The organism is Pseudomonas sp. HC1(2025), from assembly GCF_058742075.1.
Genome location: NZ_CP196017.1, coordinates 5,725,216 through 5,745,754 on the forward strand (window position 1 = coordinate 5,725,216; position 20,539 = coordinate 5,745,754).

The following is a 20,539-nucleotide window of genomic DNA, read 5'->3' on the forward strand; positions in this document are numbered from 1 at the left end:
CGGCTTACTCAAATTCTGTGTCTGTGGGAGCTGGCTTGCCTGCGATGGCATCACTGCGGCCTTACTGATACACCGCGTCGTCTGCATCGCAGGCAAGCCAGCTCCCACATTGGACCGTGTCAGCTATCCAGTGCCTTGTACTTTTCGCGCAGGTGGTTACGAATCCATACCGCCGACAGGTTCAGGGTGGCGATCACCAGCACCAGCAGGAACGCTGTGGCGTACACCAGCGGACGGGCGGCCTCGACGTTGGGGCTCTGGAAGCCGACGTCGTAGATATGGAAGCCCAGGTGCATGATCTTCTGGTCCAGGTGCAGGTACGGGTAGTTGCCGTCCAGCGGCAGCGATGGCGCCAGCTTGACCACACCCACCAGCATCAGCGGTGCTACTTCACCCGCAGCGCGGGCCACCGCGAGGATCATGCCGGTCATCATCGCCGGGCTGGCCATGGGCAGGACGATTTTCCACAGGGTTTCGGCCTTGGTCGCACCCAGTGCCAGGGAACCTTCACGCACCGTGCGCGGGATTCGCGCCAGGCCTTCTTCGGTGGCCACGATCACCACCGGCACCGCCAGCAGCGCCAGGGTCAACGAAGCCCACAACAGGCCCGGCGTACCGAAGGTCGGCGCCGGCAGGGCTTCGGGGAAGAACAGGCGGTCCACCGAACCACCCAGCACGTACACAAAGAAGCCCAGGCCGAACACGCCGTAGACAATCGCCGGGACGCCCGCCAGGTTGTTCACCGCGATACGGATAATGCGGGTCAAGGTGTTCTGCTTGGCGTATTCACGCAGGTAGACCGCCGCCAGCACGCCGAACGGAGTCACGATCATCGCCATGATCAGGGTCATCATCACGGTGCCGAAGATCGCCGGGAAGATCCCGCCTTCGGTGTTGGCTTCCCGCGGGTCATCGCTGAGGAATTCCCAGACCTTGCTGACATAGAAACCCATCTTGGTCAGGGTGCCCATGGCGTTCGGCTGGTAGGCATGCACCACATGGCCGATGTTGATTTCCAGCTCTTTGCCGTTGGCGTCACGGGCCGTGAGGCTGTCGCGGTTGAACTGGGCGTGCAGGTCGGTCAGGCGCGCCTCGACGGCCTGGTAACGCGCATTCAGCTCGGCGCGGTCGGCATCCATGTCAGCCTGGGCGGCAGCGTCGAGCTTGCCGCTGAGTTCCAGTTTGCGACCGTGCAGGCGGATTCGCTCCAGGCCGGCGTTGATCGCACCAATGTCGCTCTTCTCAAGGGTCTTGAGATCGGCGGCCAACCTGTTCACCCGCTCAACCCGCGCCTGCAGTTCGGGCCACGCCGCCTCGCCTTCGGCGATGACTTTGCCATCCTGCTTGACGTTGACCAGGGTGCCGTAGAAGTTGCCCCACTCACGACGCTCGATGGCCATCAACTCGACAGGCGTGGTCTGGTTGGTCAGCCACTCGCCGACGATCCAGGTGAAGTCATTGCCGTTCAAGTCCCGGTTGCCGACCTTGATCAGCTCGCGGGTCATGAACTCCGGACCTTCGTCCGGTACCGGCAGGCCAGCGCTTTTCAGGCGCTCGCGCGGCACTTGTTCTTTCTGTACCACTTCGCCGATGACGATGTGGTTGGCCTGGCCCGGCACGTTGTAGTTGGCCTGGATCAGGTCGGCCGGCCAGAAGTGACCCAAGCCGCGTACGGCAATCACAGCCAGCAAACCAATGGTCATGATGACCGCGATGGCCACCGCGCCACCGCTGATCCAGACGCCAGGGGCGCCGCTCTTGAACCATCCATTCAGGGAGTTCTGTTTCACAGACTTCTACCTTTCTTAAAGCGACGAGTATTTCTTGCGCAGACGCTGACGGATCAGCTCGGCGAGGGTGTTCATGACGAAGGTAAACAGCAGCAGCACCAGCGCCGAGAGGAACAGCACGCGGTAGTGACTGCCGCCCACTTCCGACTCGGGCATTTCCACCGCGACGTTGGCGGCGAGCGTTCGCAGGCCTTCGAACAGGTTCATTTCCATGACCGGGGTGTTACCCGTGGCCATCAGCACGATCATGGTTTCGCCCACTGCACGGCCCATGCCGATCATCAGCGCCGAGAAAATCCCCGGGCTTGCGGTCAGCAACACCACACGGGTCATGGTCTGCCAAGGCGTAGCGCCCAGCGCCAGGGAGCCCAGGGTCAGGCCACGCGGCACGCTGAACACGGCGTCTTCGGCGATGGAGTAGATGTTCGGGATCACCGCAAAACCCATGGCCAGGCCGACTACCAAAGCGTTGCGCTGGTCGTAGGTGATGCCCAGGTCGTGGGAGATCCACATGCGCATGTCGCCACCGAAGAACCAGGTTTCCAGGTACGGGCTCATGTACAGCGAGAGCCAGCCCACAAACAGGATCACCGGGATCAGGATCGCGCTTTCCCAGCCATCGGGAACCCGCAGGCGGATCGACTCAGGCAGGCGGCTGAAAACAAAGCCGGCGACGAGGATGCCAATCGGCAACAACATCAGCAGGCTGAAAATCCCCGGCAGGTGCCCTTCGACATACGGCGCCAGGAACAGGCCGGCGAAGAAGCCGAGGATCACCGTCGGCATCGCTTCCATCAGCTCGATCACCGGCTTGACCTTGCGGCGCAGGCTCGGAGCCATGAAGTAAGCGGTGTAGATCGCCGCGGCGATGGCCAGGGGTGCAGCCAGCAGCATGGCGTAGAACGCGGCCTTGAGCGTACCAAAGGTCAGTGGCGCCAGGCTCATCTTCGGTTCGAAGTCGCTGTTGGCGGCGGTCGATTGCCAGACGTATTTAGGCTCGTCGTAGTTTTCGTACCAGACCTTGCTCCACAACGCGCTCCAGGACACTTCCGGGTGCGGGTTGTCGAGGGTCAACGGCTGCAGCTTGCCGCCGGCTTCGACGATCACGCGGTTGGCCCGTGGCGACATGCCAAAGATGCCCTGGCCTTCGACCACCGGGTCCACCAGCAAAGTGCGGTGCGCGGTACTGTGGAACACCCCGAACTTGCCGGAGGCATCCAGGGCGGTGAAGCCTTTGCGACGCTCTTCAGCGGTGATTTCAACGATAGGCGTGGTGCCCATCTGGAAAGTACGGATCTGCTTGAAGTGTTGCTCGCCATCCGGGTCACGGGCCATGAACCACTGGGCCAGGCCGCCCTTGGAGTCGCCGACGATCAGCGAGATACCGCCCACCAGTTGGGTGCTGGCGGTGATTTCAGCGTTGCCATCTTCCAATAATTTGTATCGACCGTTGAGGCTGTTGTCCCGCAGGCTGAACACATCGGCCAGGGCGCGACCGTTGATCACATACAGCCATTGCTGGCGCGGATCGACAAAGATCGCTTTAACAGGCTCGGTCATTTGCGGTAGGTCGATGCGCTTCTGCTCGCTGACCACTTCGCCGGTCATCATGTTTTCTTCGCGGCTCACCGACAGCACGTTCAGGTGCGAACCGGCGGAACCGGCAACGATCAGCGAGCTGTCAGTGGCGTTGAGGGCGACATGTTCCAGCGGCCGACCGGCTTCGTCGAGCACCATTGGCGTGTCGCCGTAGGGGTATTCGATTTCGGGCGAAATGGTCTTCTTGCCGTCCGGGTACGACACTTTATAAGAGTGACGGAACACCAGGGACTGGCCATTGGACAAGCCAAGGATTACCAGCGGGCTGCCGGGCTGGTCTTCACCGATGGACACCACGCTGGCGCCGGCCGGCAGGGCCAGGTCGACACGCTTGAGTTCAGCACCGGTATCAACGCTGAAGAACAACGCCTGGCCCTTGTCGGAAACCCGCATGGCGACCTGGTTCTGCTCTTCCAGCGAGATCAGCAACGGCTTGCCGGCATCCTGCATCCAGGCTGGGCTCAGGGCCTCGTCCTTGGTCAGGCTGGCACCCTGGAACAGCGGCGCGACCACGTAGGCCAGGAAGAAGAAAATCAGCGTGATAGCGCCGAGGACGGCAAGGCCGCCGACCAGTACGTACCAACGGGTCAGGCGGTCCTTGAGCGCGCGGATGCGGCGCTTGCGTTGCAGCTCAGGCGTATTGAAATCAATGCGCTTGGGAGGAGAAGTCGTCGTCATGGTGGAATTGGCCAGATCATTCATGCGCACACCCTAGCGATCCTGTATGACAGAAAGATGACAATGCAGTGACGCAAAAAATCCGCCGCGTAGCAGGGCTGGCAGCGGACCGAAAAATTAGGGGTGTAGACCGGCTTGTCATGGGAGCGGGTTGGCCCGCGATGGCATCAACACGATTTCAATTTTAAACCGCGTCGCCTGCATCGCGGGCAAGCCCGCTCCCACACAAGAGCATGCATCTACACCAGGTAGTGCAGGCTTATTTGCCTTCTTTCAGACCCAGGTCAGCCAGTGCCTTGGCGGCAACTTTGGCTGGCAGTGGGATGTAGCCATCCTTGACTACAACTTCCTGGCCCTGTTTGGACAGAACCAGTTTCACGAACTCGGCTTCCAGCGGGGCCAGAGGCTTGTTCGGGTCTTTGTTGATGTACACGTAGAGGAAACGCGACAGCGGGTACTTGCCGTTCAGGGCGTTTTCTTCGGTATCTTCGACGAACTCGCCGCCTTCTTTCTTGGCCAGGGCCACGGTTTTCACGCTGGCAGTCTTGTAGCCGATGCCCGAGTAACCGATGCCGTTCAGCGAGGAGCTGATGGACTGAACGACCGAAGCCGAGCCTGGTTGTTCGTTGACGTTTGGCTTGAAGTCACCTTTGCACAGCGCTTCTTCCTTGAAGTAGCCGTAGGTGCCGGATACCGAGTTACGGCCGAACAGTTGCACTGGCTTGTTGGCCAGGTCACCGGTCACACCCAGGTCACCCCAGGTCTTGGCGTCAGCCTTGGCGCCGCACAGGCGAGTCGACGAGAACACGGCATCGACCTGAGCCATGGTCAGGTGCTTGATCGGGTTGTCCTTGTGTACGAATACAGCCAGGGCGTCCACGGCCACCGGGATAGCCGTCGGCTTGTAGCCGTATTTGTTCTCGAAAGCCTGCAGTTCGTTGTCCTTCATCTTGCGGCTCATCGGGCCCAGGTTAGCGGTGCCTTCGGTGAGTGCAGGCGGCGCGGTGGAAGAGCCGGCGGCTTGAATCTGGATGTTTACGTTCGGGTATTCTTTTTTGTAGTTCTCGGCCCACAGGGTCATCAGGTTGGCCAGGGTATCGGAACCGACGCTGGACAAGTTGCCCGATACACCAGTGGTCTTGGTATAGGCCGGAATTGCCGGGTCAACACCAGCGGCCACCGCGTGGGCAGTCGCAACGCCAGCAGCGACAAAAGTCATTGCCGCCATCAAACGCTTCAGTTTCATGCCTTACTCCTAGCAGATAGGGATAGTTGGATCGGGGCCAAGTATCGGTAGGCCGTGTGAACACTCTATGTCTGGAATATGACAATTAGATGAAAGGCCAGTATTGGCTAGGAAAGCGGATGCGGGGGGGGACGCTGAGTAAACGCGGGGGCGAGGCGAGGGATTGCGGTAATTTCAGAAACACTCTGTAAACGTTGCAGGAGCCGGCTTGCCGGCAATGGGCCCTTGAATTGTGCACTGATCAAGGGACGCCATCGCCGGTAAGCCGGTTCCTACAGGGGACTTGCCAGGTTCAGCGCCCGCGTTTCCACAGGTAGGCACCCACCAGCATCCCCATCGTGCAGATCACGGCAACGTAGTACGCCGGGCCCATTGGGCTTTCTTTCATCAGCAGCGACACCACCAACGGCGTCAGACCACCGAACACCGCGTAGGCAACGTTGTAGGAAAACGACAGGCCGCTGAAGCGCACCACCGGCGGGAAGGCCTTGACCATCACGTAGGGCACCACGCCGACCACGCCGACGAACAGGCCGGTGAGGGTGTACAGCGGGAACAGCCAGTTCGGGTGGTCCAGCAGGCTGTGATACAGCGTCCACGAGGTCGCAAGCAGCAATGCGCAACCGGCGATCAGCACGCGCCCGGCGCCAAAGCGGTCAGCCAGCGCGCCGGAGAGGATGCAGCCCAGGCTCAAGGTGACGATCGCCAGGCTGTTGGCCTGCAACGAGACTGTCGGGCTGAAGTGGTAGATGGTCTGCAGCACGGTCGGGGTCATCAGGATCACGACGACGATACCGGCCGACAGCAGCCAGGTCAGCAGCATCGACAGCACGATGGCGCCACGGTGGTCACGCAGGACCGCACGCAAGGGCAGCTCGGCGGCCAGGGTCTTGCGCTGCTGCATTTCGGCGAAGATCGGCGTTTCGTGCAGCCAGCGGCGCAGGTACACCGAAAACAGGCCGAATACACCGCCCAACAGGAACGGGATCCGCCAGGCGTAGTCCGACACCTGCTCCGGGGTGTACAGGGTGTTGATGGCGGTGGCCACCAGCGAACCCAGGAGGATCCCGGCGGTCAGGCCGCTGGTCAGGGTGCCGCAGGCGTAGCCGATATGGCGTGGTGGGACATGTTCAGAAACAAAAACCCACGCCCCCGGCACTTCGCCACCAATCGCCGCGCCCTGGATCACGCGCATCAGCAGCAACAGGATCGGAGCCCACAGGCCGATCTGCGCGTAGGTCGGCAACAGGCCCATGATTAGGGTCGGCACGGCCATCATGAAGATGCTCAAGGTGAACATCTTCTTGCGCCCCAGCAGGTCGCCGAAGTGCGCCATGATGATCCCGCCCAGCGGCCGCGCCAGGTAGCCGGCGGCGAAGATGCCGAAGGTCTGCATCAGGCGCAGCCATTCGGGCATGTCGGCGGGGAAAAACAGCTTCCCGACCACAGTGGCGAAGAACACGAAGATAATGAAGTCGTAGAACTCCAGCGCGCCGCCCAGGGCCGACAGCGACAGGGTTTTATAGTCGTTGCGGTTCAGCGGTCGTGCGGGCGGCGCAATGCTTGAAGGCACTGTGGTCATGGCAAGGCTTCTCTTATTAGGTCAGATCAGGAATCCGCAACAGTGCTGGTTTGGCCTGGCAGGTCCGGCAAGATAACAAATTGCCTGGAAAAGCACAGTCTAAACACCTGCACAGCGGTTGGCGCCGACTCGCAAAGTCACCACCTTGCAAGGCCCGCCTCTTCCTTCTTCGAATTATTGTCGGGGACCAAAAACGCCAGCAAATACTGGGGTGCCGGGTTTAAAAGAAACAATGGTCAAACCCCTCAAGTTGCATGACTGTTTTGGCCATTTGCCCGACACCTTCAAAGCCACGCAGATAGATGTACAAAATCCGGCCCCAATGGTCGTCGCGCAGGCTAGCGACCGATATACTGCCCGCCTTGCACCGGCATATCAGTGGAAGTTGCGCGAAAACGTCGTTGGCACCGGCCAGCCGATTTCGCAGAGTTTCCCTCAAGGCGCCTTTCGAAAAACGTGACGAACGTAGTATGTTCGGGGCTGAATCGTTTTTCCAAGACGGCTATTCACCGATTACATAGTCCAAGAGTCACGGGTCAGAGGCACCCCCGGCATGATCGAACTCGAACAAGAAGATCCTATCCCGCAAGGCGATCTCGCCCTGCAAATCACCGCACTGCCCCGTGAAACCAACGGTTTCGGCGATATTTTCGGCGGCTGGCTGGTAGCGCAGATGGACCTGGCCGGCACGGCAATGGCCAGCAAGGTCGCCGGCGGTCGCGTGGCTACCGTAGCCATCGACCGCATGGCCTTCCTGGTTCCGGTGGCGGTGGGCGCGCAGTTGTCCTTCTACACCCAGGCCCTGGAAATCGGCCGCAGCTCGATCCAGATGATGGTCGAAGTGTGGAGCGATGACCCGCTGTCCAGCGAATGGCGCAAAGTCACCGAGGCGGTGTTTGTGTTCGTCGCCATCGATGGCAGCGGGCGCACCCGGTCGGTTCCGTCGCGGGCGCGTTAAACCTCGCGGCGGTTTGACGGTCCATTGCCCCATTGCCTGTCACTAAGAGAGCCTTGTATGCCTACGCCCCACGTTGAAGCCGTGAAAATGGATGAGCTGGACTGCTGGCGCATCCGCCACAACGGCGCCGAAGTGCTGGTGGCCCAACAGGGTGCGCACGTGTTCAGTTACCAGCCCGCTGGCGCAAAACCGGTGATCTGGCCTAACGACAAGGCGGTGTTCAAGGCCGGCAAAGGCATCCGTACCGGCGTGCCGGTGTGCTGGCCGTGGTTTGGTGTGTTCGAGCGCAACCCGCAAAGCGTCAAGGCGATGCGCCAGAGTGATCAGCCGGCCGGCGCCCATGGTTTCGCGCGCACAGCCATCTGGACCCTGGCCGGCGTCGAAGACAACCGGGTTGAGCTGGTACTGCCGGCACCTGCTGGCGGCTTCCCTGGCTGGCCCCATCAGGTCGATCTGAAAATGAGCATCCTGCTCGACGATCAACTGCATATCCGCCTGACCAGCCACAACCGCAGCACCGACACCGTGACCATCAGCCAGGCGCTGCACAGCTACTTCGCGGTCAGCGACGTACGCAAGGTGCAGGTCGATGGTCTGGACGGATTGGACTATATCGATACCGCCGACGGCTGGGTGACCAAAAAGCAATCTGGCCTCCTGCACTTTACTGCCGAGACCGACCGCATCTACCTCGACACCCCGGCACAATTGAACATCGTTGATAAAGACTGGCAGCGCCGTATCCAGCTCACCAGCGAAGGATCAAAATCGACGGTGATCTGGAACCCCTGGACTGAACGCGCCAAGGCCTTCGATGACATGGCCGATGACGGCTGGCAGGGCATGCTGTGCATCGAGACGGCAAATGTGCTGGACGATGTGGTGGCACTGGCACCGGGCGCTAGTCACACCCTGGGTGTGAGCATCGCCAGTGTGCCCCTGTAACCTGACCAAAATGTAGGAGCGGGCTTGCCCGCGATAGCGGTGTTTAAGCCGATACATTCGGCGACTGATACACCGCTATCGCGGGCAAGCCCGCTCCCACCCAAGCCCGGGGTTTTGTAGCGCTGGTTATAGATCCGCTTCCTGCACCACCCTCACCACTCCCGCATCCAGCGCATACGCCGCATCCGCCAGGTCGTTGTTGACCGTCTCTACCTTCAAGGTGCCGGTCACCCAAAGCGGCGTGTAGATGTCATCCAGCTTCAAGCCCTTGGGATAGCGCACCAACACCAACTGATTTGGCGGCGGCGGCGGCACGTGGATGCACGCGCCCGGGTAAGGCACCAGGAAGAACAAGGTGCTGCGGCCCTTGGCGTCGGTTTCCAATGGCACCGGGTAGCCACCCAGGCGGATATGCTTGCCGTTCAGGGCGGCCACGGTCTTGGTCGAATACATCACCGCCGGCAAGCCTTTGCTCTGCTTCAAGCCACCCTTTTCGGTAAAGGTGCCCAGGGCTTCCGGGGAGTTGTGGTCGATATCCGGCATTTGCTCCAGGGCTTTCTGGTCTGACTCAGGCATCAGTTCCAGCCAGTCGGTTTCCGGCAATTGGGCGGCGTGTGCCAGGCTTGAACCCAGCAAAAGGACAGTCAACAGGAGGCGGCGCATGAAGGGGCTCGGCAAATGAACACAGTGCCGGCATTCTAGCCCTCTGCGCCTGCGCAGCGCAGAGGGCTTGTCGCTAAATCATTTCTTTTTCAGCAGACCGTAGATCACCAGCAACACGATGGCACCGACCAGCGCGCCAATGAAGCCTGCGCCCTGGCCTGCCTGGTAGATACCCAGCGCCTGGCCGCCATAGGTCGCCGCCAGGGAGCCGGCGATACCCAGCAGGATGGTCATGATCCAGCCCATGCTGTCGTCGCCTGGTTTCAGGAAACGCGCCAGCAGGCCGACGATCAAACCGATAAAGATGGTCCCAATGATACCCATGGCATTTCCCTCTGAATGAAAGTTAGCTGAAGCCTAGTCAGACTTTGGCATCCTGCAATCAGAGGATGGCGGTCACCAATGGTTCCCGCCAGCCCGTGGGTTATTGCGCGGCGATCAGTGCCTGGACCTTGGCGATCTGCGCGTCGAGTGTCGCGCGGTCCTTGCAACGCAGGTTGGCGTGGCCGACCTTGCGCCCGACCTTGAAGGCCTTGCCGTAGTGATGCAGGTGGCAGTCATCAATCGCAATGACCTGCTCTACCGGCGGCACCACACCAATGAAGTTGAGCATCGCGCTCTCGCCCACCTTGGCCGTGGAACCCAGTGGCAGGCCCGCAACCGCCCGCAGGTGGTTTTCGAACTGGCTGCACTCGGCGCCTTCGGTGGTCCAGTGCCCGGAGTTGTGTACACGCGGGGCGATTTCGTTGGCCTTGAGGCCACCGTCCACTTCAAAGAATTCGAAGGCCATCACGCCGACATAATCCAGTTGCTTGAGCACGCGGCTGGAATAGTCTTCGGCCAGGGCCTGCAACGGGTGGTCGGTGCTGGCCACGGACAGCTTGAGGATGCCGCTGTCGTGGGTGTTGTGCACCAACGGGTAGAAGCGCGTTTCGCCATCACGGGCGCGCACGGCCACCAGCGAGACTTCGCCGGTGAACGGCACGAAGCCTTCCAGCAGGCAAGCAACGCTGCCCAGCTCGGCGAAGGTGCCGACCACATCGGCGTCAGTACGCAGGACTTTCTGGCCCTTGCCGTCATAACCCAGGGTGCGGGTTTTCAGCACAGCCGGCAGGCCGATGCTGGCGACGGCAGCGTCCAGGTCCGCCTGGGACTGGATGTCGGCGAAGGCCGGGGTCGGAATGCCCAGGTCCTTGAACATGCTCTTTTCGAACCAGCGGTCACGGGCGATGCGCAGGGCTTCGGCGCTCGGGTACACCGGCACGAATTGCGACAGGAACGCCACGGTTTCGGCCGGCACACTTTCGAACTCGAAGGTCACCAGGTCGACTTCATCGGCCAGTTGGCGCAAGTGGTCCGGGTCGCTGTAGTCCGCCCGCAGGTGTTCGCCCAGGGCCGCCGCACAGGCGTCCGGCGCCGGATCAAGAAACGCGAAGTTCATCCCCAGCGGCGTACCCGCCAGGGCCAGCATGCGACCCAGTTGGCCGCCACCGATTACACCGATTTTCATCAATCAACAACCTCAGGCGATGCGTGGGTCTGGATTGTCCAGGACGCTGTCAGTCTGTTCGGCGCGGAATTTCTTCAGGGCCGCGTGGAACTGTGGATGCTTGGCGCCCAGGATACTGGCCGACAGCAATGCCGCGTTGATCGCGCCAGCCTTGCCGATCGCCAGGGTGGCCACCGGAATGCCGGCGGGCATCTGCACGATGGACAGCAGCGAATCCACGCCCGAGAGCATCGACGACTGCACCGGCACACCGAGTACCGGCAAGTGGGTCTTGGCCGCACACATGCCCGGCAGGTGGGCTGCGCCACCGGCACCGGCGATAATCACCTCGATGCCACGGGATTCTGCTTCATCGGCATACTGGAACAGCAAGTCCGGCGTGCGGTGGGCGGAAACCACCTTCACTTCAAACGGAATGCCGAGTTTTTCCAGCATATCGGCGGTGTGGCTAAGGGTGGACCAATCGGACTTGGAGCCCATGATCACGCCAACCAATGCACTCATCGTCGTGCCTCTTCTCTCTGGGCGCCCGCAGGCGCGTCAAAAAACAACAAGCCACGCGGGAAATCCGGCGTGGCTTGTTGTACGAATTAAGGCCGGTTGGACCGGCCGAAGGCCGCGCAGTATACCGTAATAATGCAGATAAACAGCCCCTGGAATGACCATCTGTCTTACCGGTCAAACCTGCGGTTTTATTGACTTCAGAGTCAGCCAAAACACCCAAAACCTGTAGGAGCCGGCTTGCCGGCGATTGCGGTCAATCAGCACCAAATATTCGACTGGCACACTGCTATCGCTGGCAAGCCAGCTCCTACAGTTAACCGCGTTCGGCCGGCGGATTCTGCGCCGCCCCACCTTCCAACTTGCGCCACAACAACCGCACGTTCGCCTTGCGCACCAACGCGCAGCGATACAGGCGGATCTCCAGCGGCACATGCCACTGCGGCCCGCCGCACACTACCAGTTCACCCCGGGCCAGCTCGGCGCGCACGCTCAACTGTGGTACCCAGGCAATCCCCAGCCCTTCCAGCGCCATGCTTTTAAGGCTGTCGGCCATGGCGGTTTCATACACCGTGGTAAAGCGCAGGGCGCGCTGGCGCAGCAGCAGGTTCACCGAACGCCCGAGGAATGCCCCAGCGCTGTAGGCCAGCAATGGCACGCTGCCCTCGCCTTCCAGGTCAAACAGCGGCTTGCCATCGGCATCGGCGGCGCACACCGGGAGCATTTCGGTGTTACCCAGGTGCAGCGACGGGAAAATATCCGGGTCCATCTGCATTGCCGCATCTGGGTCGTAGAACGCCAGCATCAGGTCGCAGCCACCTTCGCGCAGGGCATGCACCGCGTCGCCGACGTTGGTCGCGACCAGCCGCGTGGCGATGTTCAGCCCTTCGTTGCGCAATTGCGCGATCCAGCGTGGGAAAAAGCCCAGCGCCAGGGAGTGCGCCGCCGCGACTTGCATGACTTCGCCCTGGCCGCCTTCAAGGTGATGCAAATGGCGTAGCACTTCGCCCAGTTGCTCGACCACCGTGCGCGCCGTTACCAGGAACAACTGCCCCGCCGCCGTCAATTCGACGGGCGTGCGCGAACGGTTGACCAGCGTCAGCCCCAGGGCCGCCTCAAGGCTGCGGATGCGTCGACTGAAGGCCGGCTGGGTGACAAAGCGCCGCTCCGCCGCCTGGGAGAAGCTGCGCGTGGCCGCCAGGGCGCTAAAGTCTTCCAGCCATTTGCTTTCAAGGTTCATCTGATTCTCCAGGGCATGCACCATTTTGGCACACACGCCCGCCATGTTAACCGGGTCACATCAACATTATGCCGTTTGTGCATAGGCCAGCGCTTAATAGCATTGGCCCAAAAACTTCCACAAGCCTAGCATTCACAGCGTTCCGGCCTAGCCCGGGTCCATATCGAGATGATTTCCGTCATGTCCTCCGCTGCATCATTCCGCACAGAAAAAGACCTGCTTGGCGTACTCGAAGTACCTGCCCAAGCGTATTACGGCATCCAGACCCTACGAGCCGTGAATAACTTCCGTCTCTCCGGCGTTCCGATTTCGCATTACCCGAAATTGGTGGTCGGTCTGGCAATGGTCAAGCAAGCCGCCGCTGATGCCAACCGCGAGTTGGGCCAGCTCAGCGAAGCCAAGCACGCTGCCATCAGCGAAGCCTGCGCCCGCCTGATCCGCGGCGACTTCCACGAAGAGTTCGTGGTGGACATGATTCAAGGCGGCGCTGGCACTTCAACCAACATGAATGCCAACGAAGTCATCGCCAACATCGCGTTGGAGGCCATGGGCCACAACAAGGGCGAGTACCAATACCTGCACCCCAACAACGACGTGAACATGGCGCAGTCGACCAACGACGCCTATCCGACCGCGATCCGCCTGGGTCTGCTGTTGGGCCATGACGCGCTGCTGGCCAGCCTCGACAGCCTGATCCAGGCGTTCGCCGCCAAGGGTGTCGAGTTCGGCCACGTCCTGAAAATGGGCCGTACCCAGCTGCAAGATGCCGTGCCGATGACCCTCGGCCAGGAATTCCGTGCCTTCGCCACGACCCTGGGTGAAGACCTGGCACGCCTCAAGACCCTGGCGCCGGAGCTGCTGACCGAAGTCAACCTGGGCGGCACCGCCATCGGTACCGGCATCAACGCCGACCCGCGCTACCAGGCCCTGGCTGTACAGCGCCTGGCCACCATCAGCGGCCAGCCGCTGGTACCGGCGGCCGACTTGATCGAAGCCACCTCCGACATGGGCGCGTTCGTGCTGTTCTCCGGCATGCTCAAGCGTACGGCGGTGAAGCTGTCGAAGATCTGCAACGACCTGCGCCTGCTGTCCAGCGGCCCACGTACCGGGATCAACGAAATCAACCTGCCAGCGCGTCAGCCAGGCAGCTCGATCATGCCCGGCAAGGTCAACCCGGTCATCCCGGAAGCCGTGAACCAGGTGGCCTTCCAGGTCATCGGTAACGACCTGGCCCTGACCATGGCGGCCGAAGGCGGCCAACTGCAACTGAACGTGATGGAGCCGCTGATCGCCTTCAAGATCTTCGACTCGATCCGCCTGCTGCAACGCGCCATGGACATGCTGCGCGAGCACTGCATCGTCGGCATCACCGCCAACGAAGCACGCTGCCGCGAACTGGTGGAGCACTCCATCGGCCTGGTCACCGCGCTGAACCCGTACATCGGCTATGAAAACGCTACCCGTATCGCCCGCATCGCCCTTGAAAGCGGCCGCGGCGTGCTGGAACTGGTGCGCGAAGAAGGCTTGCTCGACGACGCCATGCTCGACGACATCCTGCGCCCGGAAAACATGATTGCCCCGCGTCTGGTGCCTTTGAAGGCCTGAACGCATGTAGCACCGCTCACCAGGTTGAGGGACTAGACACCTCTCACCCTTTTGAGGGCTTGAAGACTTGCTCTTCAGGCCCTTTTTTTTGCCCGCAATTTGCCAACCCCCAACCTTTGTAGGAGCCGGCTTGCCGGCGATGAGGTCCTCAAGGCAGGTACAACATTTCAAGGACGCCATCGCCGGCAAGCCGGCTCCTACATAAACGCAACCAGTCCCTCGAATGCGTTTTACATATAAAACAAATAACGCCTTTCGCAACTTCCCCGCGTTACCCAATAAAGCACCGACTTCTTGCAACTTCCCATTACACGCTCAAGCAGTGTGCAATTTCGTGCCATATAAGAACCAACGTTTCATATATGAAACAACCAACTTCCAACTACTAGAACCTAAATCACTAATATCAAAGGATATTTACTAATAGTTTGTAGGAAATAACCCCCTGGCATTGTTCATGCACTAAACGGCGTATCACCTATAAAACAGACCAGAGTACCTACCTGATGGCTGTGAAAGAGATGTACGCCGTGACGCCCCAATGGAATAACCAAGCTCTCAGGGAAGAGCTGGAGCCGACTGAAATTGAATTTCGCAATGTCGGTAAATGTTTCCCGGCCAAGGGTAAAGCAGACGCGCCCTTCGCCATTCGCGAGGTGAACTTCAAGATTCGCCGGGGTGAAGTGGTGTCGATCATCGGCCCATCCGGTTGTGGCAAGAGCACCATTCTGAACATGGGCTCAGGCCTGTACCGCCCCAGCGAAGGTGAAGTGTTCGTTGGTGGCGAGCCGGTCACCGGGCCGGTGCCGCAGGTTGCGTTCATGTTGCAAAAGGACCTGCTGATGCCCTGGCGCAGCATCCGCCGCAACGTCGAGCTGGGCCTGGAGATCCAGGGCGTACCCGCCGCCACCCGGCAGAAAGTCGCCCTCGACCTGCTCGAGCGCTGCCACCTCAATGGCTACGCCGATCACTACCCGTTCCAGCTATCCGGCGGCATGCGCCAGCGCGCCGCCCTGGCCCGCACCCTGGCCATCGACCCGCAGGTGCTGTTCCTCGACGAGCCGTTCTCGGCCCTCGATGCCCAGACCAAGATGATCCTGCAACAGGACATGGCGCGGATGCTGTTCGACGAGAAGAAGACCGCGCTGTTCATCACCCATGACCTGATCGAAGGCATCGCCATGTCCGACCGCTTGCTGGTCATGAGCGCCCGCCCCGGCACGATCATCGAAGAAATCAGCATCGACCTGCCGTTTCGCGACAACCCCCTGGAGCGCCGCAAGCTGCCGGAAATCGGCCCGCTGGTCGGCCGCCTGATGGAGTTGCTCCAAGTCGGCGCCGACACCGAACTGCACTGATCACCGCCCTTGCGGCCCCCAACCGATTCAGGAGTCCCCATGCTCAAGTCTCTGTTTCAACGTCTTTGCGCCCTCAGCCTGGGCCTCGGCATGGCCTGTGCCGCCCAGGCGCAGCCGACCAAGGTCACCTACCTGCTGCCGGCGCCGCCCAACTCGCCCGCGTTCGCTCCGTGGATCATCGCCAAGGAAAAGGGCTACTACACGGCCCAGGACCTGGACCTGACCTTTATCGCCGCCAAAGGTGGCGTGGACGTGGCCAAGCAGATCGGCGCCGGTAATGCGCTGATCGGCGGGGCCATCGGTGACACGCCGATTGTGGTGCGGGCCAATGGCATCCCGGTGCGCGCCGTGGCGGTGCTGGGCGACGGCGGGGTGACGATGATCGCCACCAACGCCAAGGACAACATCAACAGCGTCAGCGACCTCAAGGGCAAGACCATGACGGTGATGTCGTACTCCGACACCACCTACTACGCCCTGCTCGCCTCGCTGCGCAAAGCCGGGCTGGGCAAAAACGACGTGAACATCCAGGCCGCCGGCCCCGCCGGGGTCTGGCAGTTGTTCTCCGCCAACAAGGCCCAGGCCATGGCGGGCGTGCCGGACTGGGTGATCAATGCCGAGGAAGCCGGGGTGCAGATCAAGCTGATCCCCCAGGACCAGATTTTCGAGAGCATGGCCCAGGCAATTCTCGCCTCCGACGACGCAATCAAGAACCAGCCCCAGATTGTGCGCGGCGTGGTCCAGGGCACCCTGCAAGGCATGCGCGACATCATCCAGGACCCGCGCGCCGCCGCCGCGACCTTCGCCAAGGCGGTACCGGCCTACGCCGGCAAGGAAGACTCCCTGGAGAAGATCTTCAAGCTCTACGTCGAACACGTCTACGCCAAGCAGGCCGTGCTCGGGCACATCGATCCGCAGCACCTGGACAAGGTCCTGCAGTTCTATGTCAGCGAGGGCATCGTCACTCAGGCGACTCCGCTTGAAGACCTCTTCACCAACCAATTCGTCGACAGCCCGGTCGCCGCACAGTGAACCACCGGGACATTGAGGTACGTACACGATGAAAAACAACAACTCCGTGCTCGGTAGCGTCGCGCTGCTGATCCTGTTCCTGGTGCTTTGGCAATGGGGCCCCGGCCTGCTCGGCATGCCCGAGTTCGTCATGCCCAAACTCAGCCGCGTGGCCCAGGAAGGCCTGGTGATGTGGCAAACCGGCGGCCTGCTGCAACACACCCTGATCACCGCCCTGGAGATCGTCGTCGGCTTCGCCCTCGGCGCCCTGCTGGGAGTGATGATCGGTGTCTCGCTGGGCCTGTCGCCGGCGGCCGAAGCCATGTTGTCGCCGTACATCCTGGCCTTGCAGATCGCCCCGAAAGTCGCCTTCGCGCCGCTGTTCGTGATGTGGCTGGGCTACACCATCTACCCGAAGATTCTGATCGCGATCCTGATCGTGTTTTTCCCGGTGATGATCAACGTGCTCTCGGCAATCCGCACCGTCGACCCGGACATGATCAACCTGGTACGCACCATGAATGCCAGCCGCTGGCAGATCTTCCGCCTGGTGGAGTTCCCGTCGGCCATGGCCGCACTGTTTTCCGGCCTGCGCATTGCCTCGACCCTGGCCGTGATCGGCGTCACCGTCGGTGAGCTGGTCGGTGGCAACCAGGGCCTGGGCTTCTTGCTGGTAGACGCCGAGGGCCAGGGCAACACCGCCGGGGTGTTCGTCGCCATTGTCGCGCTGACCCTGATTGGGGTGATCGCCTACGGCGCAGTGGTGTGGGCGGAAAAACGCGTCCTGCACTACATGCCCAAAGCCATGTTGAGCACCCAATGATGAGCCGCCATGACCTTTTGCTTGCAGGCCGCCGCGTGCTGGTCACCGGTGGCGCCCGGGGCCTGGGCTATGCCTTTGCCCAGGCCATCGGCCAGGCCGGCGCCCGGGTGGTGATTGCCGATGTGCTGCACGAGCGTGTACAGCAGGCCGCCGGCGAATTACGGGCGCTGGGCCTGGACGTGCAGGCCGTGGCTGTCGACCTGGCGCAATCCACCTCGATCCAGGCCTGTGTCGACGCGACGATCAGCCTGCTGGGCGGCCTCGACGGCCTGGTGAACAACGCCTCGATCACCAACTCCGGGGGCAAGGGCTGCGAAGAGCTGAGCATCGACACCTGGGACCAGGTGATGCAGGTCAACGTGCGCGGCACCTGGCTGATGACCACCGCCTGCCTGCCGGCCCTGCGCGCCAGCGGCCAGGGCGCCATCGTCAACCTGGCCTCGGACACCCCGCTGTGGGGTGCACCGAACCTGTTGGCCTACGTCGCCAGCAAGGGCGCGATCATCGCCATGACCCGCAGCCTGGCCCGTGAGCTGGGCAGCGACAACATCACCGTCAACGCCATCGCCCCCGGCCTGGTGCTGGTGGAAGCCACCGCCTACGTGCCCGAGGCGCGCCACCGTTTGTACAACGACCAACGGGCCCTGCAACGCCCGCAATTGCCCGAAGACGTCAGCGGCGCCGTGCTGTTCGCGCTGTCCGACCTTGCCCGCTTTATCACTGGACAAACCCTGCCGGTCAACGGCGGGTTCGTCATGCCTTGATCTGGAGACTGTCATGACTGATCTATCTGCCCAAAACGACACCCCAAAAAGCTGGGACCGCCCTGCCGGCGCCAGCCTGGAAAGCTGGATGAGCACGCGCATCGCCCGCTACGAGACGCGCAAGTACGACTGGGATGCCCTGAAGTTCCAGGCCGACTACGACCCCAAGTTCCGCCGCGCGCAAATGCGCTACATCGGCACTGGCGGCACTGGCATCAGCACCGACATGAACACCATCCCGTCGGAGCACTTCACCTTTTCCACCATGGTCATCCCGGCCGGCCACGAAGGCCCGCCGCACCTGCACATTGACGTCGAAGAAGTGTTTTTCGTGCTGCGCGGCAAACTCAAGGTGGTACTGGAAAAGGACGGCGAGCGTTTCGAAACCATCCTCACCGACCGCGACGTAATTTCCGTGCCGCCGGGCGTGTACCGCGAAGAGATCAATATCGGCGACGAAGACGCGCTGATGTGCGTGATGCTCGGCGCGAAAAAGCCGATCACCCCGACCTATCCGCCAGAGCACCCTCTGGCCTCGATCAAACGCGGGTAAGCCCATGTTGCCAGGACTCACCCAAGCCGCGCCGACGGCCGACCTGCAAGCCCAACTGCAGCGCGACTTCCCCCAGCGCCTGGTCGCCGCCGCCGGTGGCCAGCAGGCCCTGCGCGAATGCGGCACGGGGCCGGCGGTGATGTTGCTGCACGGCATCGGCTCGGGCGCGGCGTCCTGGCTGCAAGTGGCACAGCACCTGGCGGCCCAGGCCCGGGTCATCGCCTGGGACGCGCCCGGCTATGGCGACTCCAGCCCCCTGGAGTCGGACGTGCCCAAGGCCGAGCAATACGCCGCCCGCCTGGCGCAGATGCTCGATGCGCTGGAAGTGGACGAGTGCGTGCTGGTCGGCCACTCCCTGGGCGCGCTGACCGCCCTGGCCTTGGCCCGCAGTGCGCAGGCCAAGCGGGTGAGCCGCCTGGTGCTGGTCAGCCCGGCTCGCGGCTATGGCGCACCCGAGCGCAGCCAGCAGCGCCAGCAAGTACGCCAGCAACGCCTGGATAACCTGCAACGCCTGGGTATCACCGGCCTGGCCGCACAACGTAGCGCCCACATGCTCTCGTCGCGGGCCCAGCCCGAAGCGTTGGCCTGGGTGCACTGGAACATGGCCCGCCTGAACCCGCTGGGTTATCGCCAGGCCATCGAATTGCTGTGCGGCGACGACCTGCTGCGCCACGGCCAACCTGCAATGCCCTGCGAAGTGCATTGCGGCGAAGCCGACGCCATCACCACGCCCGACACCTGCCTGGGTGTGGCCAAGGCCCTGGGTGCCAGCTTCAACCTGATCGCCGACGCAGGCCATGCCAGCCCCATCGAACAACCGCTGGTGGTTGCCGGTCGCCTGGCCTACGCCCTCAAACAATCCCTGACAGGTAGAACCCTATGAACGACTCAGATCTGCTGAAGGATGCTCAGGACAAATACATCGTGCCGGGCCTGGAGCGCGGCTTGCTGCTGCTCTGCGAGTTCAGCCGGCGCAACCGCACCCTGACCGCGCCGGAACTGGCACGGCGCCTGGCGCTGCCGCGCTCGACCATTTTCCGCCTGCTGACCACCCTGGAAACCATGGGCTTCGTCACCCGCAGCGGCAACGAATACCGCCTGGGCATGTCGGTGCTGCGCCTGGGCTTCGAGTACCTGGCCTCGCTGGAGCTGACCGAACTCGGCCAGCCGCTGCTGGCCCGTTTGTGCGACCGGGTTAACTACCCCAGTAACCTGGTGGTGCGCGACGGGCGTTCCATCGTCTATGTGGCCAAGGTTTCGCCGCCGTCGGTGTTCTCCAACGCGGTCAACGTCGGCACCCGCCTGCCGGCCCATGCCACGGTGCTGGGGCGCATCCTCCTCGAAGACCTGTCACTGGCCGAACTGCGCGAGCTGTACCCCGAGGAGCACCTGGAGCAGCACTCCCACTGCACCCCCAAAACCGTGATGGAGCTGTTCGACATGCTCCAGGCCGACCGCCAGCGCGGCTTTGTCAGCGGCGAAGGGTTCTTTGAATCGGCGATTTCCACAGTGGCCGCGCCCGTGCGCGACCAGAGCGGCGACATCGTGGCCGCCCTCGGCGTAACCATCCCGACCACGCAGATCGGTCATGTGAATTTTGAAGAGCTGTTGACCCAGGTACGACGCAGCGCCGACGAGCTGTCGCGCCTGCTCAACTACAACGGCGGCGCCCACAGCAGCCAGCCCCGCGTCACTGCCTTGATGAGAGATTGA

At 62.0% G+C, this 20,539-nt stretch carries 19 protein-coding genes; 10 read left to right on the forward strand and 9 right to left on the reverse strand.

Features of this window, described 5'->3' with window-relative positions:
• Nucleotides 1-119: 119 nt before the first annotated feature.
• From pstA to ACSSVH_RS25910, 4 genes are all read right to left on the reverse strand, one after another.
• Nucleotides 120-1,790, reverse strand: a complete 1,671-nt coding sequence (gene pstA, locus ACSSVH_RS25895) for a phosphate ABC transporter permease PstA (protein ID WP_169955431.1) — start codon at nucleotides 1,788-1,790, stop codon at nucleotides 120-122.
• 15 nt (nucleotides 1,791-1,805) lie between these two features.
• Nucleotides 1,806-3,839 carry an ABC transporter permease subunit gene (locus tag ACSSVH_RS25900; RefSeq protein ID WP_492634736.1) on the reverse strand — a complete coding sequence of 678 codons (2,034 nt, stop codon included), beginning with the start codon at nucleotides 3,837-3,839 and terminating at the stop codon, nucleotides 1,806-1,808.
• A 487-nt stretch (nucleotides 3,840-4,326) separates the two neighbouring features.
• Entirely contained in the window at nucleotides 4,327-5,313 is a 987-nt protein-coding gene (locus ACSSVH_RS25905) for a phosphate ABC transporter substrate-binding protein PstS (protein WP_492633889.1), read from the reverse strand.
• 292 nt (nucleotides 5,314-5,605) lie between these two features.
• Nucleotides 5,606-6,886 carry an MFS transporter gene (locus ACSSVH_RS25910; RefSeq protein WP_170042267.1) on the reverse strand — a complete coding sequence of 427 codons (1,281 nt, stop codon included), beginning with the start codon at nucleotides 6,884-6,886 and terminating at the stop codon, nucleotides 5,606-5,608.
• Between the two features lie 562 nt (nucleotides 6,887-7,448).
• On the opposite strand from ACSSVH_RS25910, the gene ACSSVH_RS25915 reads away from it, so the two are divergent.
• Nucleotides 7,449-7,853, forward strand: a complete 405-nt coding sequence (locus ACSSVH_RS25915) for an acyl-CoA thioesterase (protein WP_003176975.1) — start codon at nucleotides 7,449-7,451, stop codon at nucleotides 7,851-7,853.
• Nucleotides 7,854-7,910: 57 nt separating this feature from the next.
• Nucleotides 7,911-8,798, forward strand: coding sequence for a D-hexose-6-phosphate mutarotase (locus tag ACSSVH_RS25920; RefSeq protein ID WP_492633890.1), 888 nt, complete (start codon nucleotides 7,911-7,913; stop codon nucleotides 8,796-8,798).
• 126 nt (nucleotides 8,799-8,924) lie between these two features.
• Here the strand turns inward: ACSSVH_RS25920 and ACSSVH_RS25925 are convergent, their stop codons facing one another.
• From ACSSVH_RS25925 to ACSSVH_RS25945, 5 genes are all read right to left on the reverse strand, one after another.
• Nucleotides 8,925-9,461 carry a DUF3299 domain-containing protein gene (locus tag ACSSVH_RS25925; protein WP_169955434.1) on the reverse strand — a complete coding sequence of 179 codons (537 nt, stop codon included), beginning with the start codon at nucleotides 9,459-9,461 and terminating at the stop codon, nucleotides 8,925-8,927.
• Nucleotides 9,462-9,539: 78 nt separating this feature from the next.
• Nucleotides 9,540-9,785, reverse strand: a complete 246-nt coding sequence (locus ACSSVH_RS25930) for a GlsB/YeaQ/YmgE family stress response membrane protein (RefSeq protein ID WP_029289950.1) — start codon at nucleotides 9,783-9,785, stop codon at nucleotides 9,540-9,542.
• 100 nt (nucleotides 9,786-9,885) lie between these two features.
• Nucleotides 9,886-10,971, reverse strand: coding sequence for a 5-(carboxyamino)imidazole ribonucleotide synthase (locus ACSSVH_RS25935; RefSeq protein ID WP_032856724.1), 1,086 nt, complete (start codon nucleotides 10,969-10,971; stop codon nucleotides 9,886-9,888).
• A gap of 12 nt (nucleotides 10,972-10,983) precedes the next feature.
• Nucleotides 10,984-11,475, reverse strand: a complete 492-nt coding sequence (gene purE, locus ACSSVH_RS25940; RefSeq protein ID WP_057440545.1) for a 5-(carboxyamino)imidazole ribonucleotide mutase — start codon at nucleotides 11,473-11,475, stop codon at nucleotides 10,984-10,986.
• 313 nt (nucleotides 11,476-11,788) lie between these two features.
• Nucleotides 11,789-12,712 carry a LysR substrate-binding domain-containing protein gene (locus ACSSVH_RS25945; RefSeq protein ID WP_170042055.1) on the reverse strand — a complete coding sequence of 308 codons (924 nt, stop codon included), beginning with the start codon at nucleotides 12,710-12,712 and terminating at the stop codon, nucleotides 11,789-11,791.
• Nucleotides 12,713-12,892: 180 nt separating this feature from the next.
• Here ACSSVH_RS25945 and aspA point away from each other — a divergent pair, with 180 nt between their 5' ends.
• The 8 genes from aspA (at nucleotide 12,893) to ACSSVH_RS25985 (ending at nucleotide 20,539) form a co-directional block, all read left to right on the forward strand.
• Nucleotides 12,893-14,317 (forward strand): aspartate ammonia-lyase, encoded by a 1,425-nt coding sequence (gene aspA, locus ACSSVH_RS25950; protein ID WP_038444539.1) that lies wholly within the window; start codon nucleotides 12,893-12,895, stop codon nucleotides 14,315-14,317.
• A 521-nt stretch (nucleotides 14,318-14,838) separates the two neighbouring features.
• Entirely contained in the window at nucleotides 14,839-15,675 is an 837-nt protein-coding gene (locus ACSSVH_RS25955; protein ID WP_262376972.1) for an ABC transporter ATP-binding protein, read from the forward strand.
• A 39-nt stretch (nucleotides 15,676-15,714) separates the two neighbouring features.
• Nucleotides 15,715-16,707: an ABC transporter substrate-binding protein gene (locus tag ACSSVH_RS25960; RefSeq protein ID WP_170042054.1), complete on the forward strand. Its 993-nt coding sequence runs from the start codon at nucleotides 15,715-15,717 to the stop codon at nucleotides 16,705-16,707.
• A 28-nt stretch (nucleotides 16,708-16,735) separates the two neighbouring features.
• Nucleotides 16,736-17,509, forward strand: a complete 774-nt coding sequence (locus ACSSVH_RS25965) for an ABC transporter permease (protein ID WP_076963115.1) — start codon at nucleotides 16,736-16,738, stop codon at nucleotides 17,507-17,509.
• Complete coding sequence (locus tag ACSSVH_RS25970) at nucleotides 17,509-18,273, forward strand: SDR family oxidoreductase (protein WP_169955438.1); 765 nt, start codon at nucleotides 17,509-17,511, stop codon at nucleotides 18,271-18,273. Before ACSSVH_RS25965 ends, ACSSVH_RS25970 begins: the two co-directional genes overlap by 1 nt.
• Nucleotides 18,274-18,286: 13 nt before the next feature.
• Entirely contained in the window at nucleotides 18,287-18,826 is a 540-nt protein-coding gene (locus ACSSVH_RS25975) for a cupin domain-containing protein (protein WP_029289969.1), read from the forward strand.
• Between the two features lie 4 nt (nucleotides 18,827-18,830).
• The gene (locus tag ACSSVH_RS25980) at nucleotides 18,831-19,709 is read left to right on the forward strand and encodes an alpha/beta fold hydrolase (RefSeq protein WP_492633891.1); all 879 of its coding nucleotides are present in this window, start codon (nucleotides 18,831-18,833) and stop codon (nucleotides 19,707-19,709) included.
• Complete coding sequence (locus ACSSVH_RS25985; protein ID WP_169955440.1) at nucleotides 19,706-20,539, forward strand: IclR family transcriptional regulator; 834 nt, start codon at nucleotides 19,706-19,708, stop codon at nucleotides 20,537-20,539. Before ACSSVH_RS25980 ends, ACSSVH_RS25985 begins: the two co-directional genes overlap by 4 nt.

Coding starts and splice junctions, on each gene's coding strand:
- ACSSVH_RS25925 (WP_169955434.1), bottom strand. CDS start 9,461: ATGCGCCGCCTCCTGTTGACTGTCCTTTTGCTGGGTTCAAGCCTGGCA.
- ACSSVH_RS25970 (WP_169955438.1), top strand. CDS start 17,509: ATGAGCCGCCATGACCTTTTGCTTGCAGGCCGCCGCGTGCTGGTCACC.
- ACSSVH_RS25955 (WP_262376972.1), top strand. CDS start 14,839: ATGTACGCCGTGACGCCCCAATGGAATAACCAAGCTCTCAGGGAAGAG.
- ACSSVH_RS25920 (WP_492633890.1), top strand. CDS start 7,911: ATGCCTACGCCCCACGTTGAAGCCGTGAAAATGGATGAGCTGGACTGC.
- ACSSVH_RS25900 (WP_492634736.1), bottom strand. CDS start 3,839: ATGCAGGATGCCGGCAAGCCGTTGCTGATCTCGCTGGAAGAGCAGAAC.
- ACSSVH_RS25905 (WP_492633889.1), bottom strand. CDS start 5,313: ATGAAACTGAAGCGTTTGATGGCGGCAATGACTTTTGTCGCTGCTGGC.
- purE (WP_057440545.1), bottom strand. CDS start 11,475: ATGAGTGCATTGGTTGGCGTGATCATGGGCTCCAAGTCCGATTGGTCC.
- ACSSVH_RS25915 (WP_003176975.1), top strand. CDS start 7,449: ATGATCGAACTCGAACAAGAAGATCCTATCCCGCAAGGCGATCTCGCC.
- ACSSVH_RS25965 (WP_076963115.1), top strand. CDS start 16,736: ATGAAAAACAACAACTCCGTGCTCGGTAGCGTCGCGCTGCTGATCCTG.
- aspA (WP_038444539.1), top strand. CDS start 12,893: ATGTCCTCCGCTGCATCATTCCGCACAGAAAAAGACCTGCTTGGCGTA.
- ACSSVH_RS25945 (WP_170042055.1), bottom strand. CDS start 12,712: ATGAACCTTGAAAGCAAATGGCTGGAAGACTTTAGCGCCCTGGCGGCC.
- ACSSVH_RS25980 (WP_492633891.1), top strand. CDS start 18,831: ATGTTGCCAGGACTCACCCAAGCCGCGCCGACGGCCGACCTGCAAGCC.
- ACSSVH_RS25935 (WP_032856724.1), bottom strand. CDS start 10,971: ATGAAAATCGGTGTAATCGGTGGCGGCCAACTGGGTCGCATGCTGGCC.
- ACSSVH_RS25975 (WP_029289969.1), top strand. CDS start 18,287: ATGACTGATCTATCTGCCCAAAACGACACCCCAAAAAGCTGGGACCGC.
- ACSSVH_RS25985 (WP_169955440.1), top strand. CDS start 19,706: ATGAACGACTCAGATCTGCTGAAGGATGCTCAGGACAAATACATCGTG.
- ACSSVH_RS25930 (WP_029289950.1), bottom strand. CDS start 9,785: ATGGGTATCATTGGGACCATCTTTATCGGTTTGATCGTCGGCCTGCTG.
- ACSSVH_RS25960 (WP_170042054.1), top strand. CDS start 15,715: ATGCTCAAGTCTCTGTTTCAACGTCTTTGCGCCCTCAGCCTGGGCCTC.